The 22767-nt window shown below is 46.1% G+C and carries 19 protein-coding genes and 1 tRNA gene; 9 read left to right on the top strand and 11 right to left on the bottom strand.

Annotated elements, in window-relative coordinates; genetic code table 11:
- Window positions 1-65: 65 nt before the first annotated feature.
- From A3CY_RS0110195 to A3CY_RS0110150, 10 genes are all read right to left on the bottom strand, one after another.
- Window positions 66-138 (bottom strand) — tRNA-Lys (locus A3CY_RS0110195).
- 73 nt (window positions 139-211) lie between these two features.
- Entirely contained in the window at window positions 212-928 is a 717-nt protein-coding gene (locus A3CY_RS0110190; protein WP_018337813.1) for a YebC/PmpR family DNA-binding transcriptional regulator, read from the bottom strand.
- 101 nt (window positions 929-1029) lie between these two features.
- Entirely contained in the window at window positions 1030-2271 is a 1242-nt protein-coding gene (locus A3CY_RS0110185) for a FimB/Mfa2 family fimbrial subunit (protein ID WP_018337812.1), read from the bottom strand.
- A gap of 43 nt (window positions 2272-2314) precedes the next feature.
- The gene (locus A3CY_RS0110180) at window positions 2315-3229 is read right to left on the bottom strand and encodes a glutaminase (protein WP_018337811.1); all 915 of its coding nucleotides are present in this window, start codon (window positions 3227-3229) and stop codon (window positions 2315-2317) included.
- Window positions 3230-3311: 82 nt separating this feature from the next.
- Window positions 3312-4343, bottom strand: a complete 1032-nt coding sequence (locus tag A3CY_RS0110175) for an AMP-binding protein (protein ID WP_018337810.1) — start codon at window positions 4341-4343, stop codon at window positions 3312-3314.
- Window positions 4344-4346: 3 nt separating this feature from the next.
- Window positions 4347-5393: an o-succinylbenzoate synthase gene (locus tag A3CY_RS0110170; protein WP_026207529.1), complete on the bottom strand. Its 1047-nt coding sequence runs from the start codon at window positions 5391-5393 to the stop codon at window positions 4347-4349.
- 27 nt (window positions 5394-5420) lie between these two features.
- On the bottom strand, window positions 5421-6242 hold the full coding sequence (menB, locus tag A3CY_RS0110165) for a 1,4-dihydroxy-2-naphthoyl-CoA synthase (protein WP_018337808.1): 822 nt from the start codon (window positions 6240-6242) through the stop codon (window positions 5421-5423).
- A 38-nt stretch (window positions 6243-6280) separates the two neighbouring features.
- Window positions 6281-6859: a DUF4840 domain-containing protein gene (locus A3CY_RS0110160; protein WP_018337807.1), complete on the bottom strand. Its 579-nt coding sequence runs from the start codon at window positions 6857-6859 to the stop codon at window positions 6281-6283.
- Window positions 6860-6890: 31 nt separating this feature from the next.
- A complete protein-coding gene (menD, locus tag A3CY_RS0110155) occupies window positions 6891-8585 on the bottom strand; it encodes a 2-succinyl-5-enolpyruvyl-6-hydroxy-3-cyclohexene-1-carboxylic-acid synthase (RefSeq protein ID WP_018337806.1) in 1695 nt (564 codons plus the stop codon).
- Entirely contained in the window at window positions 8566-9708 is a 1143-nt protein-coding gene (locus tag A3CY_RS0110150; RefSeq protein WP_026207527.1) for an isochorismate synthase, read from the bottom strand. Before A3CY_RS0110150 ends, menD begins: the two co-directional genes overlap by 20 nt.
- Before the next feature lie 151 nt (window positions 9709-9859).
- Here A3CY_RS0110150 and A3CY_RS0110145 point away from each other — a divergent pair, with 151 nt between their 5' ends.
- The 7 genes from A3CY_RS0110145 (at window position 9860) to A3CY_RS0110110 (ending at window position 19888) form a co-directional block, all read left to right on the top strand.
- Window positions 9860-11224 carry an MFS transporter gene (locus A3CY_RS0110145; protein ID WP_018337804.1) on the top strand — a complete coding sequence of 455 codons (1365 nt, stop codon included), beginning with the start codon at window positions 9860-9862 and terminating at the stop codon, window positions 11222-11224.
- Window positions 11225-11642: 418 nt separating this feature from the next.
- Complete coding sequence (locus tag A3CY_RS0110135) at window positions 11643-12194, top strand: RNA polymerase sigma-70 factor (protein WP_169503616.1); 552 nt, start codon at window positions 11643-11645, stop codon at window positions 12192-12194.
- A 71-nt stretch (window positions 12195-12265) separates the two neighbouring features.
- Window positions 12266-13432 (top strand): FecR family protein, encoded by a 1167-nt coding sequence (locus tag A3CY_RS0110130; protein WP_018337801.1) that lies wholly within the window; start codon window positions 12266-12268, stop codon window positions 13430-13432.
- Window positions 13433-13597: 165 nt separating this feature from the next.
- Complete coding sequence (locus tag A3CY_RS0110125; protein ID WP_018337800.1) at window positions 13598-17104, top strand: SusC/RagA family TonB-linked outer membrane protein; 3507 nt, start codon at window positions 13598-13600, stop codon at window positions 17102-17104.
- 6 nt (window positions 17105-17110) lie between these two features.
- Complete coding sequence (locus A3CY_RS0110120; protein WP_018337799.1) at window positions 17111-18652, top strand: RagB/SusD family nutrient uptake outer membrane protein; 1542 nt, start codon at window positions 17111-17113, stop codon at window positions 18650-18652.
- Between the two features lie 26 nt (window positions 18653-18678).
- Window positions 18679-19335, top strand: a complete 657-nt coding sequence (locus A3CY_RS22050) for a hypothetical protein (protein WP_018337798.1) — start codon at window positions 18679-18681, stop codon at window positions 19333-19335.
- Between the two features lie 10 nt (window positions 19336-19345).
- Window positions 19346-19888 (top strand): hypothetical protein, encoded by a 543-nt coding sequence (locus A3CY_RS0110110; RefSeq protein WP_040371554.1) that lies wholly within the window; start codon window positions 19346-19348, stop codon window positions 19886-19888.
- Window positions 19889-19965: 77 nt separating this feature from the next.
- On the opposite strand, the gene A3CY_RS0110105 is transcribed toward A3CY_RS0110110, so the two are convergent.
- Window positions 19966-20586, bottom strand: coding sequence for a trimeric intracellular cation channel family protein (locus tag A3CY_RS0110105; protein WP_018337796.1), 621 nt, complete (start codon window positions 20584-20586; stop codon window positions 19966-19968).
- 237 nt (window positions 20587-20823) lie between these two features.
- On the opposite strand from A3CY_RS0110105, the gene A3CY_RS0110100 reads away from it, so the two are divergent.
- A complete protein-coding gene (locus A3CY_RS0110100; protein ID WP_018337795.1) occupies window positions 20824-21450 on the top strand; it encodes an RNA polymerase sigma-70 factor in 627 nt (208 codons plus the stop codon).
- A 153-nt stretch (window positions 21451-21603) separates the two neighbouring features.
- Window positions 21604-22758 carry a FecR family protein gene (locus tag A3CY_RS0110095; RefSeq protein ID WP_018337794.1) on the top strand — a complete coding sequence of 385 codons (1155 nt, stop codon included), beginning with the start codon at window positions 21604-21606 and terminating at the stop codon, window positions 22756-22758.
- Window positions 22759-22767 lie beyond the last annotated feature (9 nt).

The following is a 22767-nucleotide window of genomic DNA, read 5'->3' as shown; positions in this document are numbered from 1 at the left end:
AGAGAAGAAAGTTTATTGTCTCCCAAAAAGAAAACCACCTACTTTCGTAAGTGGCTTATTTTCTGTGACCTCGGAGGGGCTCGAACCCTCGACCCATTGATTAAGAGTCAATTGCTCTACCAGCTGAGCTACGAAGTCTTCCTTGTTGCAAGCGGTTTTAACCGTTTTGCGGGTGCAAATATGCAACAATATTTTTTAATCTGCAAGAAAATTACTCTTTAATGTTGTGATAAACGTTGGTTACGTCATCATCTTCTTCCAATTTTTCCAGTAATTTGTCGACAGTTTCTCTTTGTTCTTCGGTTAATTCTTTTGTATCAAGAGGGATACGTTCAAACTCTCCACTTACCATTTCGTAGTGGTTATCCTCCAAATATTTTTGAATAGCGCCGAATGCTTCGAATGCCCCATAAATAATTACATGGTTCTCGTCATCTTCAAAGATTTCGTCGGCACCGTAATCAATCATTTCCAACTCGAACTCTTCGAGATCGAAGTTTTCGGGACGGGTGATTTTGAAAACGCATTTCCGGTCGAACAAGAAATCCAAACTACCGGTTGTTCCAAGCGAGCCGCCGTATTTAGAGAAACAGTGGCGCACATTAGCAACAGTACGTGTGTTATTATCGGTAGCTGTTTCAACAACGACAGCAATACCGAAGGGGGCATATCCCTCGTACACGATTTCCTTGTAGTCCGAAGTATCTTTTGAAACGGCACGCTTGATGGCACGTTCCACGTTTTCTTTCGGCATATTTTCCGCTTTTGCGTTTTGGATAAGGATACGCAGACGGGTATTATTTGCTGGGTCAGGTCCTCCTGCTTTTACGGCAATATCAATCTCTTTTCCTATTCTCGTAAACGTGCGGGCCATGTTGCCCCATCTCTTTAGCTTCCGTGCTTTACGGTATTCGAACGCTCTTCCCATATGATTGTGAATATAATTTTATAATACAATTTGGAACGCGAATTTAGTTTTTATACTGAAAACTAAAAAGGAATTCCATGATTTTCTGACATGAAAGTATCTCATTCGACGAGTTCTACACTAAAATCGTCTATATAAATTCCTTCCCCCGGGAGGATTTCTTTACCGTAGGTACGGATTTCTACCCGTAAAAGTTTTGCGCCTTCCGGGGCAGTGAATGTTTTGCCGTTGAATACGTTAAACCATCCATCGGTCTGTTTTTGATAGCTATGTGCTTGAATGGGTTCGTTGTCTTTAGCCGGAAGTGCCGTACTTTTGCTTTTTCGCCAGTAACAATAATATTTCCATGAAAAATTGGAAGATGCGGCATTCACGAACATTTTAATTTCATAACGTTGAAGAGCTTTAACCTCAACATCTTGATATAAATAGGTCTTACCTTGTAGAAATACGGCTTGTTTTCCTGAATGTACTTTATCCTCGTTTACTTTTACGGCTGAACTATCCCGTCCGTCCTTGAAGAAACGCCAACCATCAGGTTCTTTGGAAAGATCATTCCAAATCTCGAAATCCCCGTTTTGCAATAAGTTAATCCCGTTCCCTTGTAAACCGCCTTCTTCCAGTTCCGGGAAATTCTTTTCTATCCGGATGATTTGATTCGTGTCCACACTTTCCGAGAATGGGATGATTTTACGTTTTTCTTTATCCCCCGTGCGATAAGTTACGGACAGGGTAGCCTCCCCCTTTTTAGCGGGAAAAGTCAGGAGTTCAACACTGGCTTGGTCTGCTTCCCGGTTGAAAGGCTTCGTGATCGTGCCGAACGTGTTCGTGTTCGTTCCCGTGAAGTTTATGGCAGACGGTACGAATGATAGTTCAAAATTCAAATGATCGACATCTTCGGGAATGTCATTCAGGGTAACTTGTAACCGAGCCACTCGCCGGGCAAGGCGTATCACGAAAGTTGCATCCTTATTTTCCGAGATGCTGACACTTTGGAGGGCTGTCCGTGTATCATTCGCTTCTTGAAAAGTATCCCCTTTTCGGGGTAGGCGGAGTAGAATATTTTCCAGTGTTTCTCCCGTGTTAAAATCTATATCAGGACAATTGGCAACACAAGCAACACGATAGCGTCCCAGGGGAAGATTCGCTTGAAGCGTGTTATCATGTAAATCCTCTTGGGTGAAATGCTCGTGACGGACAATACGGTTGTCCCGGTCTATGGCGAATAAATCCAACGTGTTAAATTCACTCTGAAACACGAGTTCTGTTTCTTTACCCGTGACCTTTTCATCTTGGTTACAGGAAAAGAGCAACAGTAGCCCGAAAAAGATGATTCTTTTCATATACACGAATTTCTACATACTTAACAAAAGTAGGGAATAAGTATTAGAAAATAGAAATCCCGATGTTCGTGGTGAACCTTTCCAGAGTTTCTATCCCCATGTAAGAATTGCCGTGTTGGTTCAATTCCGGGCTCCAAACAGCGATACTCAGTTTGCCGGGAATGATGGCAACGACACCGCCGCCGACACCGCTCTTGCCGGGCATCCCTACGCGGAAAGCGAAATCACCCGATTCATCGTAGAACCCGCAGGTAAGCATCAAGGCACTGAGTCGTTTGGAACGGCTTACGGTCAAAATGTTCTCGTTATTATGCGGGTTGATTCCATGGTTTGCCAGGAATAAGAACGACTTGGCAAGGTCTTCACAAGTCATGGCGATACTACATTGATTACAATATACATCGATCAGCGAATCCACGTCATTGTCGATGTTCCCGAAACTTTTCATGAAATGCCCCAAAGCTTGGTTACGGCTGGCGTGTTCCAATTCCGATTGGGCAACTATCTTATCGAAATAAATATCTTCTGATCCCGCTATTCCCCGAACAAATTGGATAATCGCTTCTTTGGGTCTATGATAAAGATTCATCAGTTTGTCCGTTACCACGAGAGCCCCGGCATTGATAAAAGGATTACGCGGGATACCGTGTTCATGTTCAAGCTGAACCAGTGAATTGAATGGAGTCCCGGAAGGTTCCCTGCCTACATATTGCCACAAGTCGCCTCCCATGTGGCGTACCACCATTGCCAACGTGTACACCTTGGAAATACTTTGAATGGAGAATTTCGTTTGGTAATCCCCCGTCCCGATAATTTGCCCGTCGAGAGTGGCAATAGCGATGCCGAATTGTCGCGGGTTGACATTAGCCAGTGCCGGGATATAATCGGCGACTTGTCCTTTGCCGAAAAGAGGTTTCACCTCGTTGTATATGTTTTCGATAACTTCCTTGTAATCCATGAGTTCAAAAACTTTGTTTTTGAGTTACGGCTTGTAGCCCTAATTTGTATGTTTTTCACGGGCAAAGATAGAAAAGTTTTTGTTATATTAGTTTCCGGATGATTTTTCCCGAGTAAGTTTCCATGAAATGTTCCCGGAAGTAAATCTTTTTAGGTATCTCGTACGGGTGCAACTCTTGGCGTAGTTGTTCCAGCAACTGCTTTTTCTGTTCCTCGTCCCATGCTCTGCCTTCAATGACGAGGACGGCTCGTTGTCCCAAGCGGGCATCTTCCTCGGGCATAATAAAGAAACGTTGTTCCACGAAAAGGGCAATTTTTGCCTCTATTCTTTCGGGGAACAGTTTGACTCCCCCGGAATTAATCACGTTATCATGGCGTCCCAACCATTCAAAACGAGTATCGTCAATCAATCTGGCGATATCATTCGTGACGAACCTTTGTTGTTGCAGGTGCGGAGCCCGAATCACGAGGCAACCCCTCTCGTCTGTTTCGAAGTGGACATCTCCTAGGGCAAAATAGAAAGGAGATTTACCCTTTCCGTTAATATCCCTCAACGCGACGTGCGACACTGTTTCCGTCATCCCGTAAGTGCAGTAACAGGCGGTCGGTACTGTTTGCAGTTGTTTTTCCATGCGGACGGAAATAGCGGCACCCCCGATGATTACTTGTTTCACGCGGGTAAACCGTTGAGCCGTTTCCGGCGTGCTCAGGGAAGTTTCCACTTGCATGGGCACCATGGCAACGAGATCAAATTCCCCGTCCGTGTCTTTTAATGGGGATGAACTTACTTTTACCGTGCGTAAATCAGCTCCGGACAAGAGGGTACGGACGATCATCATCTTTCCGGCAATATACCGTGGGGACAGGCATAACAGCAACCGGGAATCCGCCCCGATATGAAAGAAATCATTCGTGATCCGTGCGGACGCCAGCATATCTTTTTTCAATAACCGGATCTCTTTCGGTGCTCCCGTGGAGCCAGACGTGTGCCCGATGACATATTCTTCGGCATTATACCATTCCCGCAGGAAATCAACAACTTGCGAGTCGTCGATCTCGTGCAACGATTCGAGCGTCGTGTATCGTGTGCCGTTGATTCTGATATTGATCTTCATTGTTTAAAATTGAATCAAGTCCGTTTCCCATTTGCTTGTAGGGCAATACCGGATAGTAGAGCCTGTTTGTTCCAGGGGCGAAGGAATATTATTCGTGTACAATTGCCCGGTGCCCAGTCCCTGGGGCATAGACGCGTGTAAGGTAAAAGTCCATTGTGCGATAGCATTCAGCCCGATGTTGGATTCCAGTGCGGAGGTCACCCACCAGCCGATATTCCTTTCCCGGGAGAGGTCTATCCATTCTTGCGAACCGGCGAAACCTCCGGCAAGGGAAGGCTTCAGGATGATATATTGCGGGCATATCGTATCAAGCATTTCGATTTTTTGGTGGCTCTCGTTGATCCCGATCAATTCTTCGTCCAACGCTATTGGGATCGGGGTATTCCTGCATAGGCGTGACATCGCCTGCCATTGCCCTTGACGGATAGGCTGTTCGATGGAATGAATATCATATCGAGCCAATTGTTCCAGCTTCCGGGGAGCCTCTTCCGGGGAGAATGCCCCGTTGGCATCTACCCGGAGTTCTACCATCTCCTTGCTGAATTGCGACCGTATCGCGTGCAACAGGTTCAATTCCGATTCAAAATCGATAGCCCCTATTTTTAATTTGATACAGTGAAATCCGGCATCCAGCTTCTCTACAATCCGTTGGCGCATGGTTTCCCGGTCGCCCATCCATATCAAACCGTTAATCTCGATGGTTTCCCCTCCCTCCGTGAAGGTGGAAGGAAAAATCAAACGTTTTCCCCCGTTTTCTAAATCCGCGAGGGCGGTTTCCACCCCGAACCGGATAGAGCTCCACTCGCTTAAAGAAGGCGGGTCTATCTCGTTGATGCGGAGGCAAACTTCTTTCAGTTTATCCTCGTATCCCGGTCGGTCGTCCGCTCCCAATCCCCGGAACACGGCACACTCCCCTAGCCCGAAGATTTCCGGTTGTTTCGAGTCCCAAACCTTGATAAACCAAGTTTCTTTCTCCGTGAGAACCCCCCGGGAAGTACCCGAGGGTTGTTTGAATCTCAAGATATATTTAGAGTATTTTGCTTGTAACATGTCTGTAACATCATGAAGCGAATACGATTACGGGAATTTCGGGAATTGCTGGAAATCGGGATCGCGTTTCTCCAGAAAGGCATTTTTACCTTCTTGCGCTTCCTCCATGAGATAATACATCAATGTGGCATCCCCGGCAAGTTCCATTAACCCGTGTTGTCCGTCAAGTTCCGCGTTCAAAGCCCGTTTTATCATGCGGATAGCCATTGGGCTACGTTGCATGATCGTTTTGCACCAATCTACCGTTTCGTCTTCCAGCTGGTCGAAGGGCACCACTTTGTTTACCATTCCCATCTCTTCGGCTTCCTTCGCCGTGTATTGGCGGCAGAGGAACCAGATTTCCCGTGCCTTCTTTTGTCCCACGTGGCGGGCGAGATAGGAGGAACCGAATCCCCCGTCGAAACTTCCCACCTTCGGTCCCGTTTGTCCGAAGCGTGCGTTCTCCGAAGCAATCGTGAGGTCGCATACCACGTGCAGCACGTGTCCGCCGCCTATGGCGTAGCCGTTGACCATGGCGATCACGGGTTTCGGGAGTGAACGGATAGCCTTGTGCAGGTCGAGCACGTTCAATCGGGGTACCCCATTCTCGTCGATATATCCGCCCACGCCTTTCACCTTTTGGTCGCCTCCCGAGCAGAAGGCCTTGTCGCCTGCTCCCGTGAGAACCACCACGCCGATGTCGTTGCGTTCGCGGCAGATATTCATGGCGTCCAGCATCTCGAAATTCGTTTGCGGTCGGAAAGCGTTGTACACCTCTTGACGATCGATCGTGATCTTGGCAATTCCCTCGAAGAACTCAAATTTAATATCTTCGTACTCCTTGATAGTTGTCCAGTTTCGTGTTGACATATTCTTGTTATTTTAATATTTATACATCGTGGTTCCGATTATTCATATTCTCCGCGGAAGTGATAGACAAGTTGTGTGAAAGAGTCGAGTTGGACGCCTCCTGCCCGAATCCCCACGGGCGAAATATTGAACATGATAAAATTCGAGTTTTTTTCAAAATCACCGCCAAATGAATTGGAGAGGACTATTGTAATGTCCGGCGTAGTTCCATTAGCCGGAATGACAATGTTTTCCGGAATGAGCCCGAAATGTACGGAGTATCCCTCGTTGTCAATTTGTAAGAATTGGTATTCGGCTTTAATTTCCACTTCTTCAACCTCGCGCAATGTGGCGGCAATTTCTTTATCGTTGATGATGTCGGCAATGGGCGCAAGCGGCAACATGAATGAAAGCGAATCGCGGGACGAGGCTTTTGCATCATCAATCTTTACAATTTCAGCTCCATGATAAAATGCCACTTTGATAGAACCGTGGTATGTCCCTTTCATATCAAACAAGGCTTGTTGGATTTGCTTGCCGCTAATCTTTTTTTCATCATCATTGCACCCTGCTAAAAGGATAATAAGAGAAAGAATGCTTAAAATCTTAATCCTAATTAATTTTGTTTTTATTTTCATGGTTTAAAAGTAAATAAATTTAGTGCCAAGTTTATTTCAGAGCCTCGAAATATCCTTTCAAAATCTCGCCGCTCGTGTCCCCCGGTGTTTCGATGATGAGGATTGCCGGGTGTTGCGAGGGAAGGAAGAACTGAACCAGCGCCTGTTGCAAGGACATCTCATCCGATACCTTGTAAACATCGAAATTGTAAACACTCGCGAGTTGTTTCAGATCCACCTTGTGCGGCGTTTGGAAAAACTTTTCCACCTCTTGCAGGGCAGAAGGTCCCGGGAGGAAGCGAAAGATGCCGCCGCCACCGTTCTGCATCACGATGATCCGCAGGCGGGGAGGAATGCTCTTCATCCAAAGGGCGTTCGAGTCGTACAGAAAACTGTTGTCCCCCACGATGAGGGTGGTCATCCCGTTGAAGGCGCAAGCCGCACCGATAGCTGTGGAAGTACATCCGTCGATGCCGCTAGTGCCGCGGTTGGCATCCGAGCGGGACACCTGCGAATAGCGGAAAAGCTGGGCGTAACGGATGGGAGTGCTGTTGCCGAGTTGCAGGCGGCTGTCGGCGGGAATCGCGGGCATCAGTATTGAAAAAGCCTTTAGGTCGCACCACGGGATGCGGTTCACGTAAGCCTCGTGTTTGCTTGTCGCGGTTTCCGCTTTTTGCAACCATTTCCAGGCATACCCGGAAGCCGATACTAACGGGAAGGGCGTCGTTAAAAATTGTTTGAAGAACTCCCCGGCGCTCATTTGCACGTGGCGGGTCATCGATTTGTAGGTGTCCGGCGGGCTCGTGCGTTCGTCGATATGCCAGTGTACGCGTGGCGGGTGGTTGCGGATAAATGCCTTTATCATGCGGGAAACGATGGCTCCCCCGAACGTGATAAGCAGGTCGGGAGCGTAAGCCTTGCTTTCCGCCGGGCGTACCGTCGAGATGATGCGGTCGATGGTCGAGAAAGAACAAGGCGTGGTCAGGTTGGAGATGCTTTCCGTGAAAACCACCGTGTTGGAGAATCCGGCGAGTTGCTCGATACGTTGTTGCAACGCCGGGTCGGGAGCCTGGAATCCGGCGATAATCATCACATTGGTCGCCGATGAGTATTCTTGCCTCAATTGATTCAAGACTTCTCCCGGGATGACGTTTCCCGCGGGGGTGGGGTCAATCTCCCGTTCCGTCTGAAGAGCCTTGTGGTGGAATTCGTACAGGGGTTCCCGCAAGGGTATGTTGACGTGTACGGGTCCTTTGCGCGGGGTGCGTGACAGGTTGATGGCTTCGTTCACCAAGCGGTTAGCGTGCCAGTGGTCTTCCTCGTTCGTGATCACGGTTGGCAATTGGTAGCTAGCCTTCACGAAAGGGGCAAGGGCATTCTGTTGGCGTATTGTTTGGCTGTCATCCTGGTCGATCCACTCCGTCGGTCGGTCGGCGGAAATGACGATCAGCGGCACACCTTGATAGTAAGCCTCTGCCACGGCGGGAGCGTAATTCAAGAGTGCCGTGCCCGACGTGCAGACGAGAGCCACGGGCTCCCCGCTTTGTTGTGCCATGCCCAAAGCGAAGAATGCGGCGGAACGTTCATCCACGATCACACGGTGATGCAAACGCCTTGCCCGTGAGATTGAAACCAGCAGGGGGGCATTGCGCGAACCGGGCGATAGAACGACGTCGCGAATCCCTTTTTGGATCAGCAGGCTCACGAGAATGCGGACACTCTCTATATCAGAATGTAGTTTTTCCATAGTTGATTTGGCGTATCAGGTTGAGTAACGTGTCAGCTTTCTGGCAAGTTTCCTGCCACTCGGTTTCCGGGTCGGACAAGGGCGTGATACCGCCTCCCACGTACAATTTCAAAGCGTCGTCGAACACTTCCATCGTGCGCAGGTTGACGAAAAGGTCGAATGCCCCCGATTCTTGCAGCGGACCGAGGTACCCGGCGTAATAGCCCCGTTCTTGTTTCTCGATCTCGGAAATGACCTGCATCGCCCGTTTCTTGGGAATGCCGCAAACGGCGGGTGTCGGGTGCAATTGTGCTACCAGTTCGTCAATCTTGTCGGCGGGAAGTTGCTCGTCGCTTCTGAAAAAAGTGCAGAGGTGGAACACGTTGCCGGCTTGCAGCGTGATCGGTCCTTCCGTTTCGAGATGGCGGGTAAAGAACTGTTTTAGCGTGTTTTGTATATAGTCGGTCACGATCTGTTGTTCTTCGATGTCCTTCTCGCCCCATTGCGGCGGGTCCTGTGCGGTAGCCACGGGTTGCGTGCCTGCCAGCGACATGGTGAAAAAGCCGTTACGGTCGTATTTCAAGAAAGTTTCCGGGGAAGCCCCCATCCACGCGCATCTGCCGGGTATGGCGGCGAGAAAGAGAAAAGCATGGTGGTATTGCTTCATCTGCTCGAACAACACGGGGGCTATCCGCAGCGAGTCGCACGGGAGGGTGATCGTGCGGGATAGCACTGCCTTCCTCATCCCCTCTCTTTTCAGCGTGGCGATCAGGGTTTGCAATTCATCCAGGTACTCGAAATGCTCGCAGTCTTGCTTGGTGAAAATCCGCCCGGGCGTATTGAACACCGTGTTCCGGAGATTGACGATCGCTTCCCGGTCCGTGAGGTAATCCGTGAACGTCAGGTCTGCCTGTATAAAGAAAGGGAAGCTCCATGACGCGTGATTGAAGGGGGTAATGACAAACCCTTTCTCTCCCCGGTGTTTCTCGAACCCCTTGAAAAGGCGGGTGTCGTTGGATAACTGTGCCCCGAACACGACTTCACGCGAACCGGGCAGTCGGTAAGTGTAAAAGGGAATATTGTTTCTCAGGCAAATGGCTTGTGCCTCTGCCACGGATAATCTGTTTTCTGTTTGTTGTGTCATGGCGTTAAACGTGTGTACCCTAATCTTTACGCGAAAGTAACTAAAATTCTTCCGCTATGCTTCATGATTCCGTTAAAAACTAACTACTTTTGTAAGTTGTTGTGGCTGCGCCACGTTGCAAGTTACAAGTTGGCACGGTAAAAAAAATAGCATGGACAAAAGTGACGGTAGATATAAATTCTTGGGCGGTTGGCGTGGACTCCGTGAGCTATTGCCGGATAATCCCCAGGCATTCTCGCGGGTATTCTCGTCGTTGAAGAATCGCAATTTCAGGCTTTATTTCGGGGGGCAATGCGTGTCGCTCATCGGGACGTGGATGCAACAGATCGCCATGAGTTGGCTGGTATTCCGCTTGACGGGTTCCGTGTTCCTGCTGGCGACGGTGACCTTTATGGCTCAGATTCCCATACTGGTTGTCACGCCTTACATGAGTGTTTTCGTCGATCGTTTTAATCGGCGTAGCCTGCTGGTAGTGACACAATCGTTATCCATGATCCAAGCCTTATTGATGGCTTTGCTGACCTTGACAGGATGGATCGAGGTATGGCATATCATGGCGTTGAGCTTAATGATCGGGTTAATCAACGCCTTGGACAATCCTACCCGGCAATCCTTCTACCCGAGTTTGGTACCCAAGGAGAATTTGGGTAACGCTATCGCTTTAAATTCAGCCGTGATTAACGGTTCCCGTTTGATCGGTCCCGCCGTCGGGGGCGTACTGATCGGTCTATTGGGCGAGGGGATATGCTTTCTGTTGAATGGTGTCAGTTATGTTGCGGTGATTATTGCCTTGTTGATGATGAGGATACAACCTAACCGGGAAAAGATCGTGAAACAGCGGGTGTGGGAAGATATGCGGGACGGGTATTTGTACGTGGTACATGATATGCCCATTCGTTCGCTGTTACTGCTGATGAGTGCGATTAGTTTTTTCGGTCTGCCGTTGATGACTTTTATCCCGGCTTACGTGAAGACCATCCTTGGCGGGGAGAGCGAGATGCTGGGGTTGTTGCTCTCGTGCGTGGGTGTCGGGTCGTTCATGGCGGCTTTATATTTGGCAGCACGGAAAAGCGTATTGGGTTTGGGAAAAGTGGTGATGCTTTCCGGAGCCCTGTTAGGGATCGGTTTGGCAGCGATGTCTTTCGTGACGGTGCCGTGGGTGGCAGCCGTGTTGTGCGTGCCCGTCGGGTTTATGATTATCGCGGTGGTGGCTTCTATCAATACTTTGTTGCAAACCTTGTCGCGGGAAGATAAGCGGGGACGGGTGATGGGCTATATGGCGATGGCATTCACGGGCATGGCTCCCGTTGGGAGTATGGCGTTGGGGGCTGTCGAGAAGTTCGTGGGGTTGCAGAGTATCATCCTTTTGTCCGGTATCTGTTGTTTCACGGCTTCACTGGTCTTTGAACACTACCGTCCGGTGGTGAGGAAATATGCCCGTCCGGTTTATGTCGAGAAAGGAATCATCAAGGAAATAGCCGAGAGTATCGGTTCCGCTGAAGAATATAAATTCTAATTTCTTTTTTTTATATGTTATTCCGTGAGAAGTCACGGGGAAGTACTGTTGACAATACAGTGGAATCAAGTTGCAATAGTGTATCAGTTCCGTATGAATTCCGTCATAAACGCTATAGGAACCCTATATGAACCCTATACGAACGCTATTTATAATAGCGTTCGTATAGAATTATAAAAGCTTATCTAAAAGTTTTTACACGGAATTAAAACGGAATTAATACACTATTACTACTTGATTTATATATGAATTCTTATTGTCTGGAGTATGTCTTTGCTTTCTCATTTTTATATATTATTTTTGTAGCTTTAAGGTGTTTTTATGAAGAATTTGTTTGCTTGCTCACGGATGAGATAATCGTGAAATGAATTTGCGTAGAGAAGTAGTTCGTGGTAACAAAATAAAAAGGGAGTGCGAGGTGAAAAGTAAGTTCGATATATTATTTGAACAGTATTATGAGCGTCTTGTCTTGTTTGCCGAGAGTTACGTGGGGGATTTGCAAACGGCGGAGGATATGGTACAAGATGTCTTTTTGGCGCTTTTTTCCCGGAAGGATTTTAATGAAGTGGCGTATACTCGTTCTTATCTTTTTAGTTGCGTGAAAAACGGGTGCGTGGATTATTTGCGCAAATTGAAGATCACGGATCCTTTGGATGTGAAGTTGTTTGATGCAGCTTATTACACGGGTGATTTTGATGTGTTGGAGCAGGAGGAATTGATTCGCCGGGTGGAGGAGGAAATCGAAAAATTGCCGGAGCAGCGACGGGATGTATTGAAAATGAATGTTTACCAGGGGATGAGCTATCCCCGGATAGCGGAAGTGACCGGGTTGTCGGTTAACACGGTGAAAACACATATGAAAAAGGCGTACCAAGATTTGAGGGAGGCTTTGTCCGGGGATCGCTTGCATTTTTTCTTATCTTTTATCTTGTTGAAAATAAAGCGTAAATCAATATTTGAAATTGTTTAGGGTATATTTTTAATTTTTTCGTTCACCCTATTTTTAATTTTTTACGTCTTAGGTGCAAAATTATAAAACAGATGAATGAATTGGAGTTTATAAATGTATCTCTTTTGTACCGGAAAATGACGGGAGAACCGCTTTCCGGTGAGGAACAACAGGCATTTGACACTTGGTATGCCGAAAGCGGGGAACATAGGTTGTATTATGAACGTTTCTGCCGCCAACAGGAGAAGACCATGGCGAGGGAGTGTTCCCGCGTGGATGTTGAAAAATGTTTGTCAGAGGTGAAACGCAAAGGGAGGGCAGGACGATTTATTGGTTGGGTACGGTGGAGCGGTGTTGCTGCCGGTGTTTTGATTTTATTGACAGCGGGGTGGATTATCCGGGCGACAAGTGAAAAAAAGAAGATGTTTGTGCCCGTGATAGCACAACCGATGCCAGGTCATGCCGCGGTTACTTTACAGTTGAGCCATGGGGAGCGAGTCGTGCTGGATTCTACTTTAGCAACGAGAACCATTAATAAAGACCATGTGGCGATTCGGGTGGAAGACGGAGTGTTGAGGTATGATGCGGATTCTGTTGCAACAAGCGGGAGTGTTTATAACGAACTGGCGGTTCCCGCTTCCGGGGAGTATATGGTTGTTTTGGGGGATGGGACGAAAATACATTTGAATTCGGCATCCCGCTTGCGTTATCCTACCGTTTTTTCAGAGGGCGAGAGGCGGGTGCAATTGACCGGGGAAGCTTATTTTGAAGTGACCCAAGGGGAGAGTCCTTTTGTGGTGGAAACGTCGCGTGAGGAGGTGAAAGTGTTCGGAACGGAATTCAACGTGATGGCTTACGAGGATGAAGATATTTCCAAAACGACCTTGATAAAAGGCTCTGTCGGGGTACGAGTGAAAAATACCGTATCTGTTGAATTCCAGAAAATTGTTCCCGGGGAACAGTTCCTGTTGAATCGAGAAACGGGCAAGCCGGAAATCGTCAAGGTGGATGTTTATCCTTACACGGCATGGAGAGAGGGGCTTTTTGTTTCCCGGAATGATAATCTGGAAACCATTTTGCGAAAAGTAGCCCGGTGGTTTGATGTGGAAATTTTTTACCAAAACCCGGGTTTGAAGCAAAAACGTTTTTTCGGAATCATGAAACGACAAACGAGTTTGCAGGAAGTGCTTGATGTGATAGCGGAAGCGGGTGATGTGCATTTCAACGTGAAGGGACGGACTGTCGTGGTGTGTGAATAAATTGGAAACAGGAGTTGTTAGCAGCAACTCCTGCTTTAGATAATCCACTGGGAACAAGTGTTTAGCAAGAATTGTTCCCAATATGTTTCATTTAATTACAAATGTATGAAAAAAAATCAGAGGTCTGTTCCCATCAGAAGGAATAGTTTACGAAAATTATGGCTTATGGCGAGATTTTTATTTGTTTTTGTGTTTGTTGCTTCGCTACACGTGTCGGCGAAATTGCATTCCCAAAATAAGGTAGTTACCCTGCAAATGAAAGGGGTGGACCTGGAGGAGGTGATCCAGGCGTTGAAGTTGCAGACGGATGTCGGTTTCTTTTATAACATTGATAATTCCGAAATTCGTAAGGTAAAAGAGATTGATGTCGATGTTCGGGAGGTTTCCCTGGAAGATGTGCTGGAACAAATATTACGGGGAACGAATTTGACCTACACGCTCGTGAATAACGTTGTTATTATCAAGTCGAGAAACGTCACCGAAGAGAAAAAGGAGTTCCGGATTGTCGGCAAAGTAATTGACGAGAAGAAAGTGCCGATGCCTGGGGTGACGGTAAAATTGGGAGGAACGGCTGTAGGTACCGCGACAAACACGAAGGGATTTTTCTCGTTGCTGTTGCCCGTGGACAAGGGAACGCTGGAATTCACGTTCGTGGGTTATAAACCGCAAAGGGTAGATTTCACGCGGGAAACAAGAGATACTCTTCTAGTGGTAATGGCGGAGGATGTGCAGGTTTTGGATGAAACGGTAGTGGTGGCTTACGGAACAACGACAAGGCGGGAAGCCACGGGATCTATTTCCGTGGTGAAAGCGGAGGAATTGAAGGGGATTCCTTCGACGAGTATTGCCGGATTGTTGCAAGGGCGTGTTGCCGGATTGGATATAACCCAAATGTCCGGTTCTCCCGGTGGCGGAGGTACGGCGATTGTTATCCGGGGATATAATTCTTTTAATGTTTCCCAGCAAAATCGTTTTTCCGATCCGCTTTGGGTGGTTGACGGGGTGCCTTTGAATGCTTTTGATTCCCCGGTGACGGGAACAAATCTTTTATCGGATATTAACCCGGACATGATAGAGTCTATACAGGTGTTAAAAGACGCTTCCGCCGCTTCGCTTTACGGTTCGCGTGCGGCGAACGGGGTGATTATCGTGACCACAAAAAAGGGGCGGAAGAATATGAAAGCGAATTTTTCGGCTAACGTGTCATATAGCTGGAGTTGGGTACCGGAGCTACCCACGATTACGGTGGGTAAGGCGGAACGCAATGCCCGTTTGTTAGCTATCGCGAACACGAAAAAGGCTTATTATGATCCGTTGACACAAGTGTACAAGTACCCGGTTTCTAATGAAGAGGCGTTTGAGAATAAAGAAACTATTTACGATTATTTTTTTTCGGCGCAGCCGGGGGGACCTGCCGCGTTGATTTATCAAGATAGTTTGAATTCTTTTTATAATAACCAGACAAATTTTTTCCCCACTTATTTTCGCACGGGCAAAGTGTTGAACGCGAACGTGCAAACCTATGGCGGAGGTGAAAACATGAATTATGGCATAGGTTTGGGATTTTATGACGAGTCGGGCGTGTTCGTGGGGACCGGATTCAGGCGGGTAGATTTGAATACCACGTTGAACGTGACGCCGGTAAATCGCCTGAACGTGGATTTGCGGATGAATGCCTCGCTTTTAACCCGTGACAGGGGAGAGAAGACGGAAGAATTGGGTTGGACAGCGCCATCAATAGAAGCCGTGCCGGGTGATCCTTTTTGGTTGAGTTCCCTTTACCCGGGAGAGGGGTCCCAATCATGGCAAGCCACGTTGGACGCGTTGCGGGGAACCAAAGAAAAGAACCGGGGCGTGCGTTTGCGGAGTAATTTTAAGGTCGGTTATGATGTGATTCCCGGGTTGAATGTATCGGCATCTTTGGCTGCTGATTATTCTATCCATCGGCGGAATTATTTCCAACCTTCCTATTTGGATGATGACGGTTTTTCTAAATCTATCGGGGAAACAAGTATTAATTTGATGGTGTTGAACGAGGACCTTGTTTCTTATCAAAAGGTTTTTAAAGAGCATCATTCCTTGAGTTTTATGGCGGGTTTTTCTTACGAGTATGACCAGATGGAGTACAACGGGGGAAGCGCCGAAAATTCCCCGAGCGATAAAATCTATTATGCGCCTTCGGGTATGCCGGAGCTCGGTTATGTAGACCGATGGGGACAACAGGTTCCCGTGGCTTTCCAGCATTATCGTTCAAATATGGAAGAGAAAAAGTTGATTTCCTTTTTTGGGCGTATGGAATATAATTACAAGAAGAAATATCTTTTTTCTGCCAGTTACCGGCGGGATGGGAGTTCTGTTTTTGGCAAGGATTGCCGCTGGGGGGCTTTCCCTTCCGTGGCTGCCGGATGGACGTTCTCGGAGGAAGATTTTGTTAGGGATAATTTCGGTTGGCTTTCTTTCGGGAAATTGCGCGCAAGTTGGGGTAAATCCGGAAAGCAATTTAAGGATGCTTATTTAGCTTTAGGGTTGATGTCGTTGGGGGAGAGGCCGGAATATGGGAATTCCGTATTGGAGCCCAATCTTGTAGGAGGGTTATATAATAATGATCTTTCGTGGGAAGAAACTGACCAATATGATTTCGGTTTGGATCTGGATTTGTTTAATTGTCGGCTGGGGATTACTTTAGATTATTATTATCGTTACACGGATAAATTATTGTTTCGGGTTCCTCTTGTGGGTGATTATAATGGTTATTATCACCAATGGCGAAATGCCGGGGCGATTTCGAACGAGGGCTTGGAGCTTTTGGTGAAGTTCGAGATTTTACGCAATTCAGATTTTTATTGGAAAGTATCGGTGAACGGGGCGAGGAATTGGAACCGGATTGAAAAATCTGAAACGGGCAAGGATTTGAACACGCAGCTTGTCGTGGGGAAACCGTTGAATCGTATTTGGGGGTATTTGACGCAGGGATTTATTAATCAACAGGAGGATGTGCCTACCATGTTCTCAAGCGGGGGAGAAAATTGTTATTTGTACCCGGATTATAGTAAATCAAATTTTTACACGGTTGGGGATTATAAGTTTGTGGACGTGAATGGAGACGGGAGAATTGATTATGCCGATCCCGTTGCTTTGGAAAGCGCATTGCCCATAGCTAATGGAGGTATCGTGAATGAATTCGTGTGGAAAAATTTTGATTTGAACCTCGTGATGCATTATTCTATTGGGCGACATATGGTGAATCAATTGGGAATTAATTCTTTGATATTCGTAACGGATCCATCGAACAAGTATTATGATCATCCTTTGTTGTTGGATTTTAACAAGGTTTCTTTCTGGGAAAAAGCGGGAGATAATAGTGCGGAATATCCCTTGTATCAATTGGCGGGGAAATATCAGTATGGAACTTATCCTTTGGACCGCCAAGTGGAGAAAGTGAATTATTTGAAATTGAAGACCGTGACTGTCGGTTATAATTTGCCGGAGCGAATCACGGAACGTTGGGGAATTTCTCAAATGAGAGTGTTTCTCACGGGAGAGAATCTGTGGACATGGACGAATTATTCCGGAATAGACCCGGAAACAGTAAGTATCGAGAATGGGGTAGATCCCGGGTGGAATTACCCGCTTGCCCGGAAATTCACGTTAGGTTTAACCGTTAAATTTTAAGGAGGAATGGTTATGAGAATAGTGGTATTGTTGCTGATTTTGGGTTGGTGCGTGGTTGGTTGCGATGATCAATTGGATGTTTTGCCGGAGAATTCGTTGACGTTAAACAATGCTTTGACGACCCCGCAAGATTTTGAATCGGCTATTGCCGGAGTCGAACAAGAATTAAGGCAGACGTGTATTATGAATGATCCGTTGGTACAGGAGCAAAAAGGTTTTTACGTGGATGAAATTGCCGATTGGGTAACGGGGGGATGCACGAATGATTATACTTCGGAAGAGATTGTGAATTATAATACAAATCATTGGCAAGGTTATTATTTAGGGATAGCCAAGGCTAATGCCATATTGAAGAGGGTGGATGATGCTTCTTTGTCCCGTGAACGGAGGAATATTTACAAAGGTCAGGCATTGTTTTTTAAAGCGATGTTTTATTTGCGCCTCGTGCAACGTTGGGGGGATTGTATGCTGGTAAAAGATGACGTGATTTTTAAGCCAACGGCTAAGTCCCCGTGGGATGAAGTTGCTGCTTATGCCATCGAATTGGCTCGGGAAGCGGTCGATATACTTCCTGAATTTGACAAGATGACCAATTGGAAAGGGGAAAATTATGCGAACAAGGCAACCCCTGGCAAGGGTGCGGCTAATGCATTGTATGCTTATCTTTGTGCCTGGCGTGCCGGTTGCAAGTATTTTGCTTCGGATCAGGATTATAATGAGAAGGTGTTGTGGGAAGAGGCAGAAAAAGCTTGTAGCGGCATTATCGGTTCCGGCGTTTATTCTTTGGAACCGAACCCGGAAGCTGTCTGTACCCGGGGATTGGTGGAAAATAGTCCGGAATCTATATATGAAACGATAAATAGGGGGTTTGAGTATGAATTGAGTTCCTCCAGTGATATGATGGCGTTGGTGAAATTGCTTGCTTATGAAGTTTACATGAATTATCCTTTTAATCCTTTTGCAAATGAAGAAAGCATTAAGCATGGGGCATATAAAATAAAGGTGGCAACCGTGAACAAGTGGTTTGCGAATGGAGATTCACGTAAGGAGGCGTACTTTTATAAGGTAGATGAATTGGCAGAGAAGGCTGGTGGTAGCGCACACGTGTATAAATACAGGGAAGCCGTGTTTGATAAAGATATGGGATATATGTGCGGGTTGAACCAAAACAGGGTTTGGTGGCGATTGGCTGATATCTATCTTTTAAGGGCGGAGTGCCGGGCAAGGTTAGGCGATACGGAAGGTGCAATTGTTGATTTGAACGAGATCCGGAGGCGTGCCGGGGCGAAAAGTTACGATAGTTCCGAGGATAACGGGGATTTGCGTTACACGGTATTTTTGGAAAGGCAAAAAGAGCTTTTGTTGGAAGGGCATCGTTATTTTGACGTGATTCGTAACGGTTACGTGAACACGGAGTTGAAGGGGAAGTTCAGAACTCTTAGCGAGCAAGATATAAAGGACGGAGCGTTGTTTATGTGTATTGGCAGCAGTGCTTTCTCGAATAACCCGTTGATGCGGCAGAATGTTTATTGGTTTAGAAGGATGTAAAAATAATTTGAAATTCAGGATTTAATATGAAGATGTTACGATATATATTATTGAATAGTTGGGTGTTGCTGTTCCTCGTGGGGTGTGACACGAAGCAGAATGTGATATACACGGGAGTTTCCAATCCCTATTTTGACGGGACGATAATGGATTACTTGAGGTCGAATAAAGGTAATTGGGAGTTGACGGTGGAGATGATAGAACGAGCAGGTTTGGTCGATTTATTCGAGGGAAATGACGAGAGTGTGCCGGAAATGACGTTTTGGGCACCGCCTTCTTATTCTATATTGCGATTTTTGTTGCAATCGCAAAAAGATGCTATCCCGGGTGCTACTTACCGTACAGTAGGGGATATTCCTGTTGATCTTTGCAGGAGTTATATTTTGAGATGCGTGGTAAAAGGGAAGTTCGTGAAGGATAGTATCGGTTTCAGGAACGAGATGTATCGAATTTCTGACGATGAACAGGATGGTGGAATGGAGTTTATGGCTTTGGATGGGAATCGGCTTCGGGCATGCCGCGAAAAATCGGATTGGGCAGGTGTTCCGGATGTGGGGCCGGTGGCATTGCAATTGTGGTCGATCACGAGGAACGCGCTTATAGAGGTTGCATCGCCGGATATTCAACCCACGAATGGGGTGGTACATGCCTTGGGATATGGTTTTGAATTTGGTAAAATCTAAAAAAATCGCTATGGAAGGAATGAAATTAGGAATATGGGGAATGTTTTTTTGTTTGTTGATGATTGGTTGTCAGGGAATTGATGTCGGTTTCTTGAGTACGGAATATGCCAGTTATGGGTTGGATTCCATGGTGATCCGGAAAGAGTTGGATACGACGGAACCTTACTGGGGGCCTAATCCGGAATACCAACAGTATTTGGAAGGGGGATTCTTACCGGAACAGATAGAAATGTTTTTTCCTGGTGTGAAGCCAATAACTCTTGTCGGTGCGGGAGAAGATTATTATCGGGTGTTGAATAATCAACCTTGGACGGGTAGTGCTATTGAAGGGGTAGAAGGGTCGATCCCGATATGGGTGAAGGTGAAATCGGTGACAAGCACGAACGGGGATCCCTCGAAATTAATGGAATGCGTATCGGTGCGAGGCAATGGGGTGATTGAGGTCCCTCTGGAGAATGATATCCCTGTTGGAAAATATCTCATTTCGTTGACATTTTGGAATGAAGGACGATCAAAGGATGTAGATGATTGTTTCACGATTATCGTGAAATAATGTTCGTGTGTTGTTGAAGTTTACCCGGTGTTGTATTTTTCGGAATACGATACCGGGTTTATGTATCGGGGATGCTATTATTTATCTTCGTGCCCTTTCAGTACCGGGAGGCTGATATGGTATTTTACAGCTACGATCCGGGCGAGGATAACGCTTCCGGCAGTGACGATTTGCGTGGAAACGTGCCCGACGCCCAAGGCATCACAGGTGAAATAGATGAATCCACCGAGGATGCAGGCGATGGCGTAGATGTCTTTCCGGAAGATAAGGGGTACCTCGTTGATGAAAATGTCGCGAATGACTCCCCCGACGGCACCGGTGGTCATACCCATGATGATGGCGACCCACATGGGGAATCCGGCAAGCAGGCTTTTTTCGATACCTACCACGGTGAATAGCCCGAGACCGATGGCGTCGAAGATGAAAAAGGTATTATTTAGCCGAATGACATATTTGCCGAATATGATGACGAACAGGAGAGCTAGTCCCGTGACAATGAGGTAGGACGGTTGATGCATCCAGAAGGGGGTGACGCCTAATAGTAAATCCCGGGTGGTTCCTCCCCCGATTGCCGTGGCTGCCCCCACGACGTAAGCCCCGAACCAGTCAAAACGTTTGGCGGAAGCAAGACGGATACCACTGATCGCGAAAGCGAAAGTTCCGATATAATCGATGATGGTTGTAAAATCAATATGCATAATTCAACTTTTTTGAGCGGACAAAAGTAATAATAATGTGTTTCGGTCAATCTCGTTTTTTGATGTTCTTCAACATCTTGTTTCTCTGTACTTAAATACGTTTGCTGGAAAGAAATGTTAATGCCGATTTTTTGTTCTTATCGATTGAAGAATAACTTATACATTGTTGCTCTACGGTAAGAATCGAGGTACATTCTAAAAGTTTGAATCAACTTTCATAGAGATATTTTATTTTGAATGAATTCTTTATATATTTGCCGCCTAACGGATCTCTACGTGTATTATTATTGTGAGCAAGTGATGGTAAAGAGAGAATACGAAAAAGAATTTGAAGGAATATACCGGGAGATGTACGTACGTCTGTGTGTCTATGCAGAGTCTATCGTGGATGATGCTGATACGGCAAAAGATATCGTGCAACAAGTTTTTGTGCGTTTATGGGAAAGGGTAGATTCAATCGTGTGGACGGGGGTGCAGGGATATCTTTTTCGTAGTGTGTATAATGCTGCAATGAATGTTATCAGGCATGAGCGTGTGAGGCACGAGTTTATGAAATTTATTCAGGCTCAAGGGGAGGACGAGGGAGAGAATAATCCATTGTTTTGCGGACAGGATGATCAGGAGTTTTTGCTTCAAAAAGTGAATGAATTAATTACTGCAATGCCGGAGCAGATGAGGGAAATCTTTTTGTTGAGTCGTTTTTCAGGAAAGAAGAGTGCTGAAATTGCATTGGAATTGAATTTGTCTGTACGAACAGTAGAAAATCAGCTTTACCGGGCAATGAAGTATTTGAAAGAAAAATTGCATACAGCAGATAAAGGAAACTTGCTACTTCTTCTGTTTTTCTATAATGATGATATTTAATTGTTTGTCGAAAGTTGTTTGTCCCATGATAGCTTTATTCGGGCGTTTGTTAATTGTGAATTATTCTTAAATAAGTTCCTGTAGTTTTTTTTTGCTCATATCGTGTGAGTATTTTTCATAGTGAACGTGTGTATTGTGTATAAATGGAAAACTATGGAAAACGTAGATCGCATTAAGCACGGATTTGAGCAGTTAGTTGTACGTTTTTTGGAAAAGACGATAACTGATGATGAATTGAGGAGGCTACGATTGTTGATGGAAAAATCGGAAGAGAGAATGCTGCAATTCCGGGAGATACGACAGATGTGGTTGCAAACAAAATTGTTGGACGCGGAGAAGTTGTATGATACAGAAGGGACATTAGGTGTTTTGAAGCGAGAGTTAAGGCGAAAACGTCAAATTTCTTTGTGGAAGAAATCTTTGGCTTATGCAGCCGGGATTATTATATTGTTGAGTGTCGGAGGATATTTTTTATATCAGAACTTGTGGCAGATGAAGGAGTATCCGGTTATAGTGTCTAAAGTAGAAATGCCGGATTTTGGAAAGGTGTATCTGGAGGTAAACGTCGGAGAAACGATCGAGGTGACCGATACAATGCCTGTGCAACTGGCAAAACTGGATGTATATGATAAAGCCGGGCAAGATTCTGTTGGCTTAAGAGTGGATGAATCTAAGTGGAATCGATTGTTCACGACAAAGGGGGCAGAGTATTCCGTGGTGCTGGCTGATGGTACGAAGGTATGGTTAAATGCGGAGAGCGAGTTAAGATTCCCGGATGTGTTTGAAGGAAAAAAGAGAGAGGTATATTTGAAAGGAGAAGGTTATTTTGAGGTCGCTAAAAATAAGAATTGTGAATTTGTTGTTCATTGTTCCGCGGGAGATATTACTGTACTTGGGACTCAATTTAACGTTAGTGATTATGTGGAAGAGCGTGTTTGTGTGACCTTGGTCGAGGGGTGTGTGGCTTTACAGGATCGGGAGAATCGGGAGAAGAAGATTCTGGCTGGTCAACAAGCTTTGTTTACCAATACAGGAATTGAAGTGAAGAATGTGGATGTGGAAGAATATGTCGCTTGGCGGGAAGGGCGTTTCGTGTATAAAAAAAGGTCGCTGGATTATATCTTGAAATCACTGGTCCGGTGGTATGATTTTGAATATTTGTATCAGGATGCGGAGTTAACAAAGGAGATTTATACGGCTAAATTCGAGCGTTTTGATAATGTGGATATTATTCTAAAACGTTTGGAACAAGTTGGGAATATAAAATTTGAAAGAAAAGGAAATACTGTTGTTATTAGTAAAAAATAAGAGGGAATA

The sequence above is a fragment of the Butyricimonas synergistica DSM 23225 genome (assembly GCF_000379665.1).
Classification (GTDB): domain Bacteria; phylum Bacteroidota; class Bacteroidia; order Bacteroidales; family Marinifilaceae; genus Butyricimonas; species Butyricimonas synergistica.
The sequence above is the reverse complement of the archived record's forward strand: the minus strand, read 5'-3'. Positions and strand labels throughout refer to the sequence as shown.

Coding starts and splice junctions, on each gene's coding strand:
- A3CY_RS0110190 (WP_018337813.1), bottom strand. CDS start 928: ATGGGAAGAGCGTTCGAATACCGTAAAGCACGGAAGCTAAAGAGATGG.
- A3CY_RS0110185 (WP_018337812.1), bottom strand. CDS start 2,271: ATGAAAAGAATCATCTTTTTCGGGCTACTGTTGCTCTTTTCCTGTAAC.
- A3CY_RS0110180 (WP_018337811.1), bottom strand. CDS start 3,229: ATGGATTACAAGGAAGTTATCGAAAACATATACAACGAGGTGAAACCT.
- A3CY_RS0110175 (WP_018337810.1), bottom strand. CDS start 4,343: ATGAAGATCAATATCAGAATCAACGGCACACGATACACGACGCTCGAA.
- A3CY_RS0110170 (WP_026207529.1), bottom strand. CDS start 5,393: ATGTTACAAGCAAAATACTCTAAATATATCTTGAGATTCAAACAACCC.
- menB (WP_018337808.1), bottom strand. CDS start 6,242: ATGTCAACACGAAACTGGACAACTATCAAGGAGTACGAAGATATTAAA.
- A3CY_RS0110160 (WP_018337807.1), bottom strand. CDS start 6,859: ATGAAAATAAAAACAAAATTAATTAGGATTAAGATTTTAAGCATTCTT.
- menD (WP_018337806.1), bottom strand. CDS start 8,585: ATGGAAAAACTACATTCTGATATAGAGAGTGTCCGCATTCTCGTGAGC.
- A3CY_RS0110150 (WP_026207527.1), bottom strand. CDS start 9,708: ATGACACAACAAACAGAAAACAGATTATCCGTGGCAGAGGCACAAGCC.
- A3CY_RS0110145 (WP_018337804.1), top strand. CDS start 9,860: ATGGACAAAAGTGACGGTAGATATAAATTCTTGGGCGGTTGGCGTGGA.
- A3CY_RS0110130 (WP_018337801.1), top strand. CDS start 12,266: ATGAATGAATTGGAGTTTATAAATGTATCTCTTTTGTACCGGAAAATG.
- A3CY_RS0110125 (WP_018337800.1), top strand. CDS start 13,598: ATGGCGAGATTTTTATTTGTTTTTGTGTTTGTTGCTTCGCTACACGTG.
- A3CY_RS0110120 (WP_018337799.1), top strand. CDS start 17,111: ATGGTTATGAGAATAGTGGTATTGTTGCTGATTTTGGGTTGGTGCGTG.
- A3CY_RS22050 (WP_018337798.1), top strand. CDS start 18,679: ATGAAGATGTTACGATATATATTATTGAATAGTTGGGTGTTGCTGTTC.
- A3CY_RS0110110 (WP_040371554.1), top strand. CDS start 19,346: ATGGAAGGAATGAAATTAGGAATATGGGGAATGTTTTTTTGTTTGTTG.
- A3CY_RS0110105 (WP_018337796.1), bottom strand. CDS start 20,586: ATGCATATTGATTTTACAACCATCATCGATTATATCGGAACTTTCGCT.
- A3CY_RS0110100 (WP_018337795.1), top strand. CDS start 20,824: ATGAATTCTTTATATATTTGCCGCCTAACGGATCTCTACGTGTATTAT.
- A3CY_RS0110095 (WP_018337794.1), top strand. CDS start 21,604: ATGGAAAACGTAGATCGCATTAAGCACGGATTTGAGCAGTTAGTTGTA.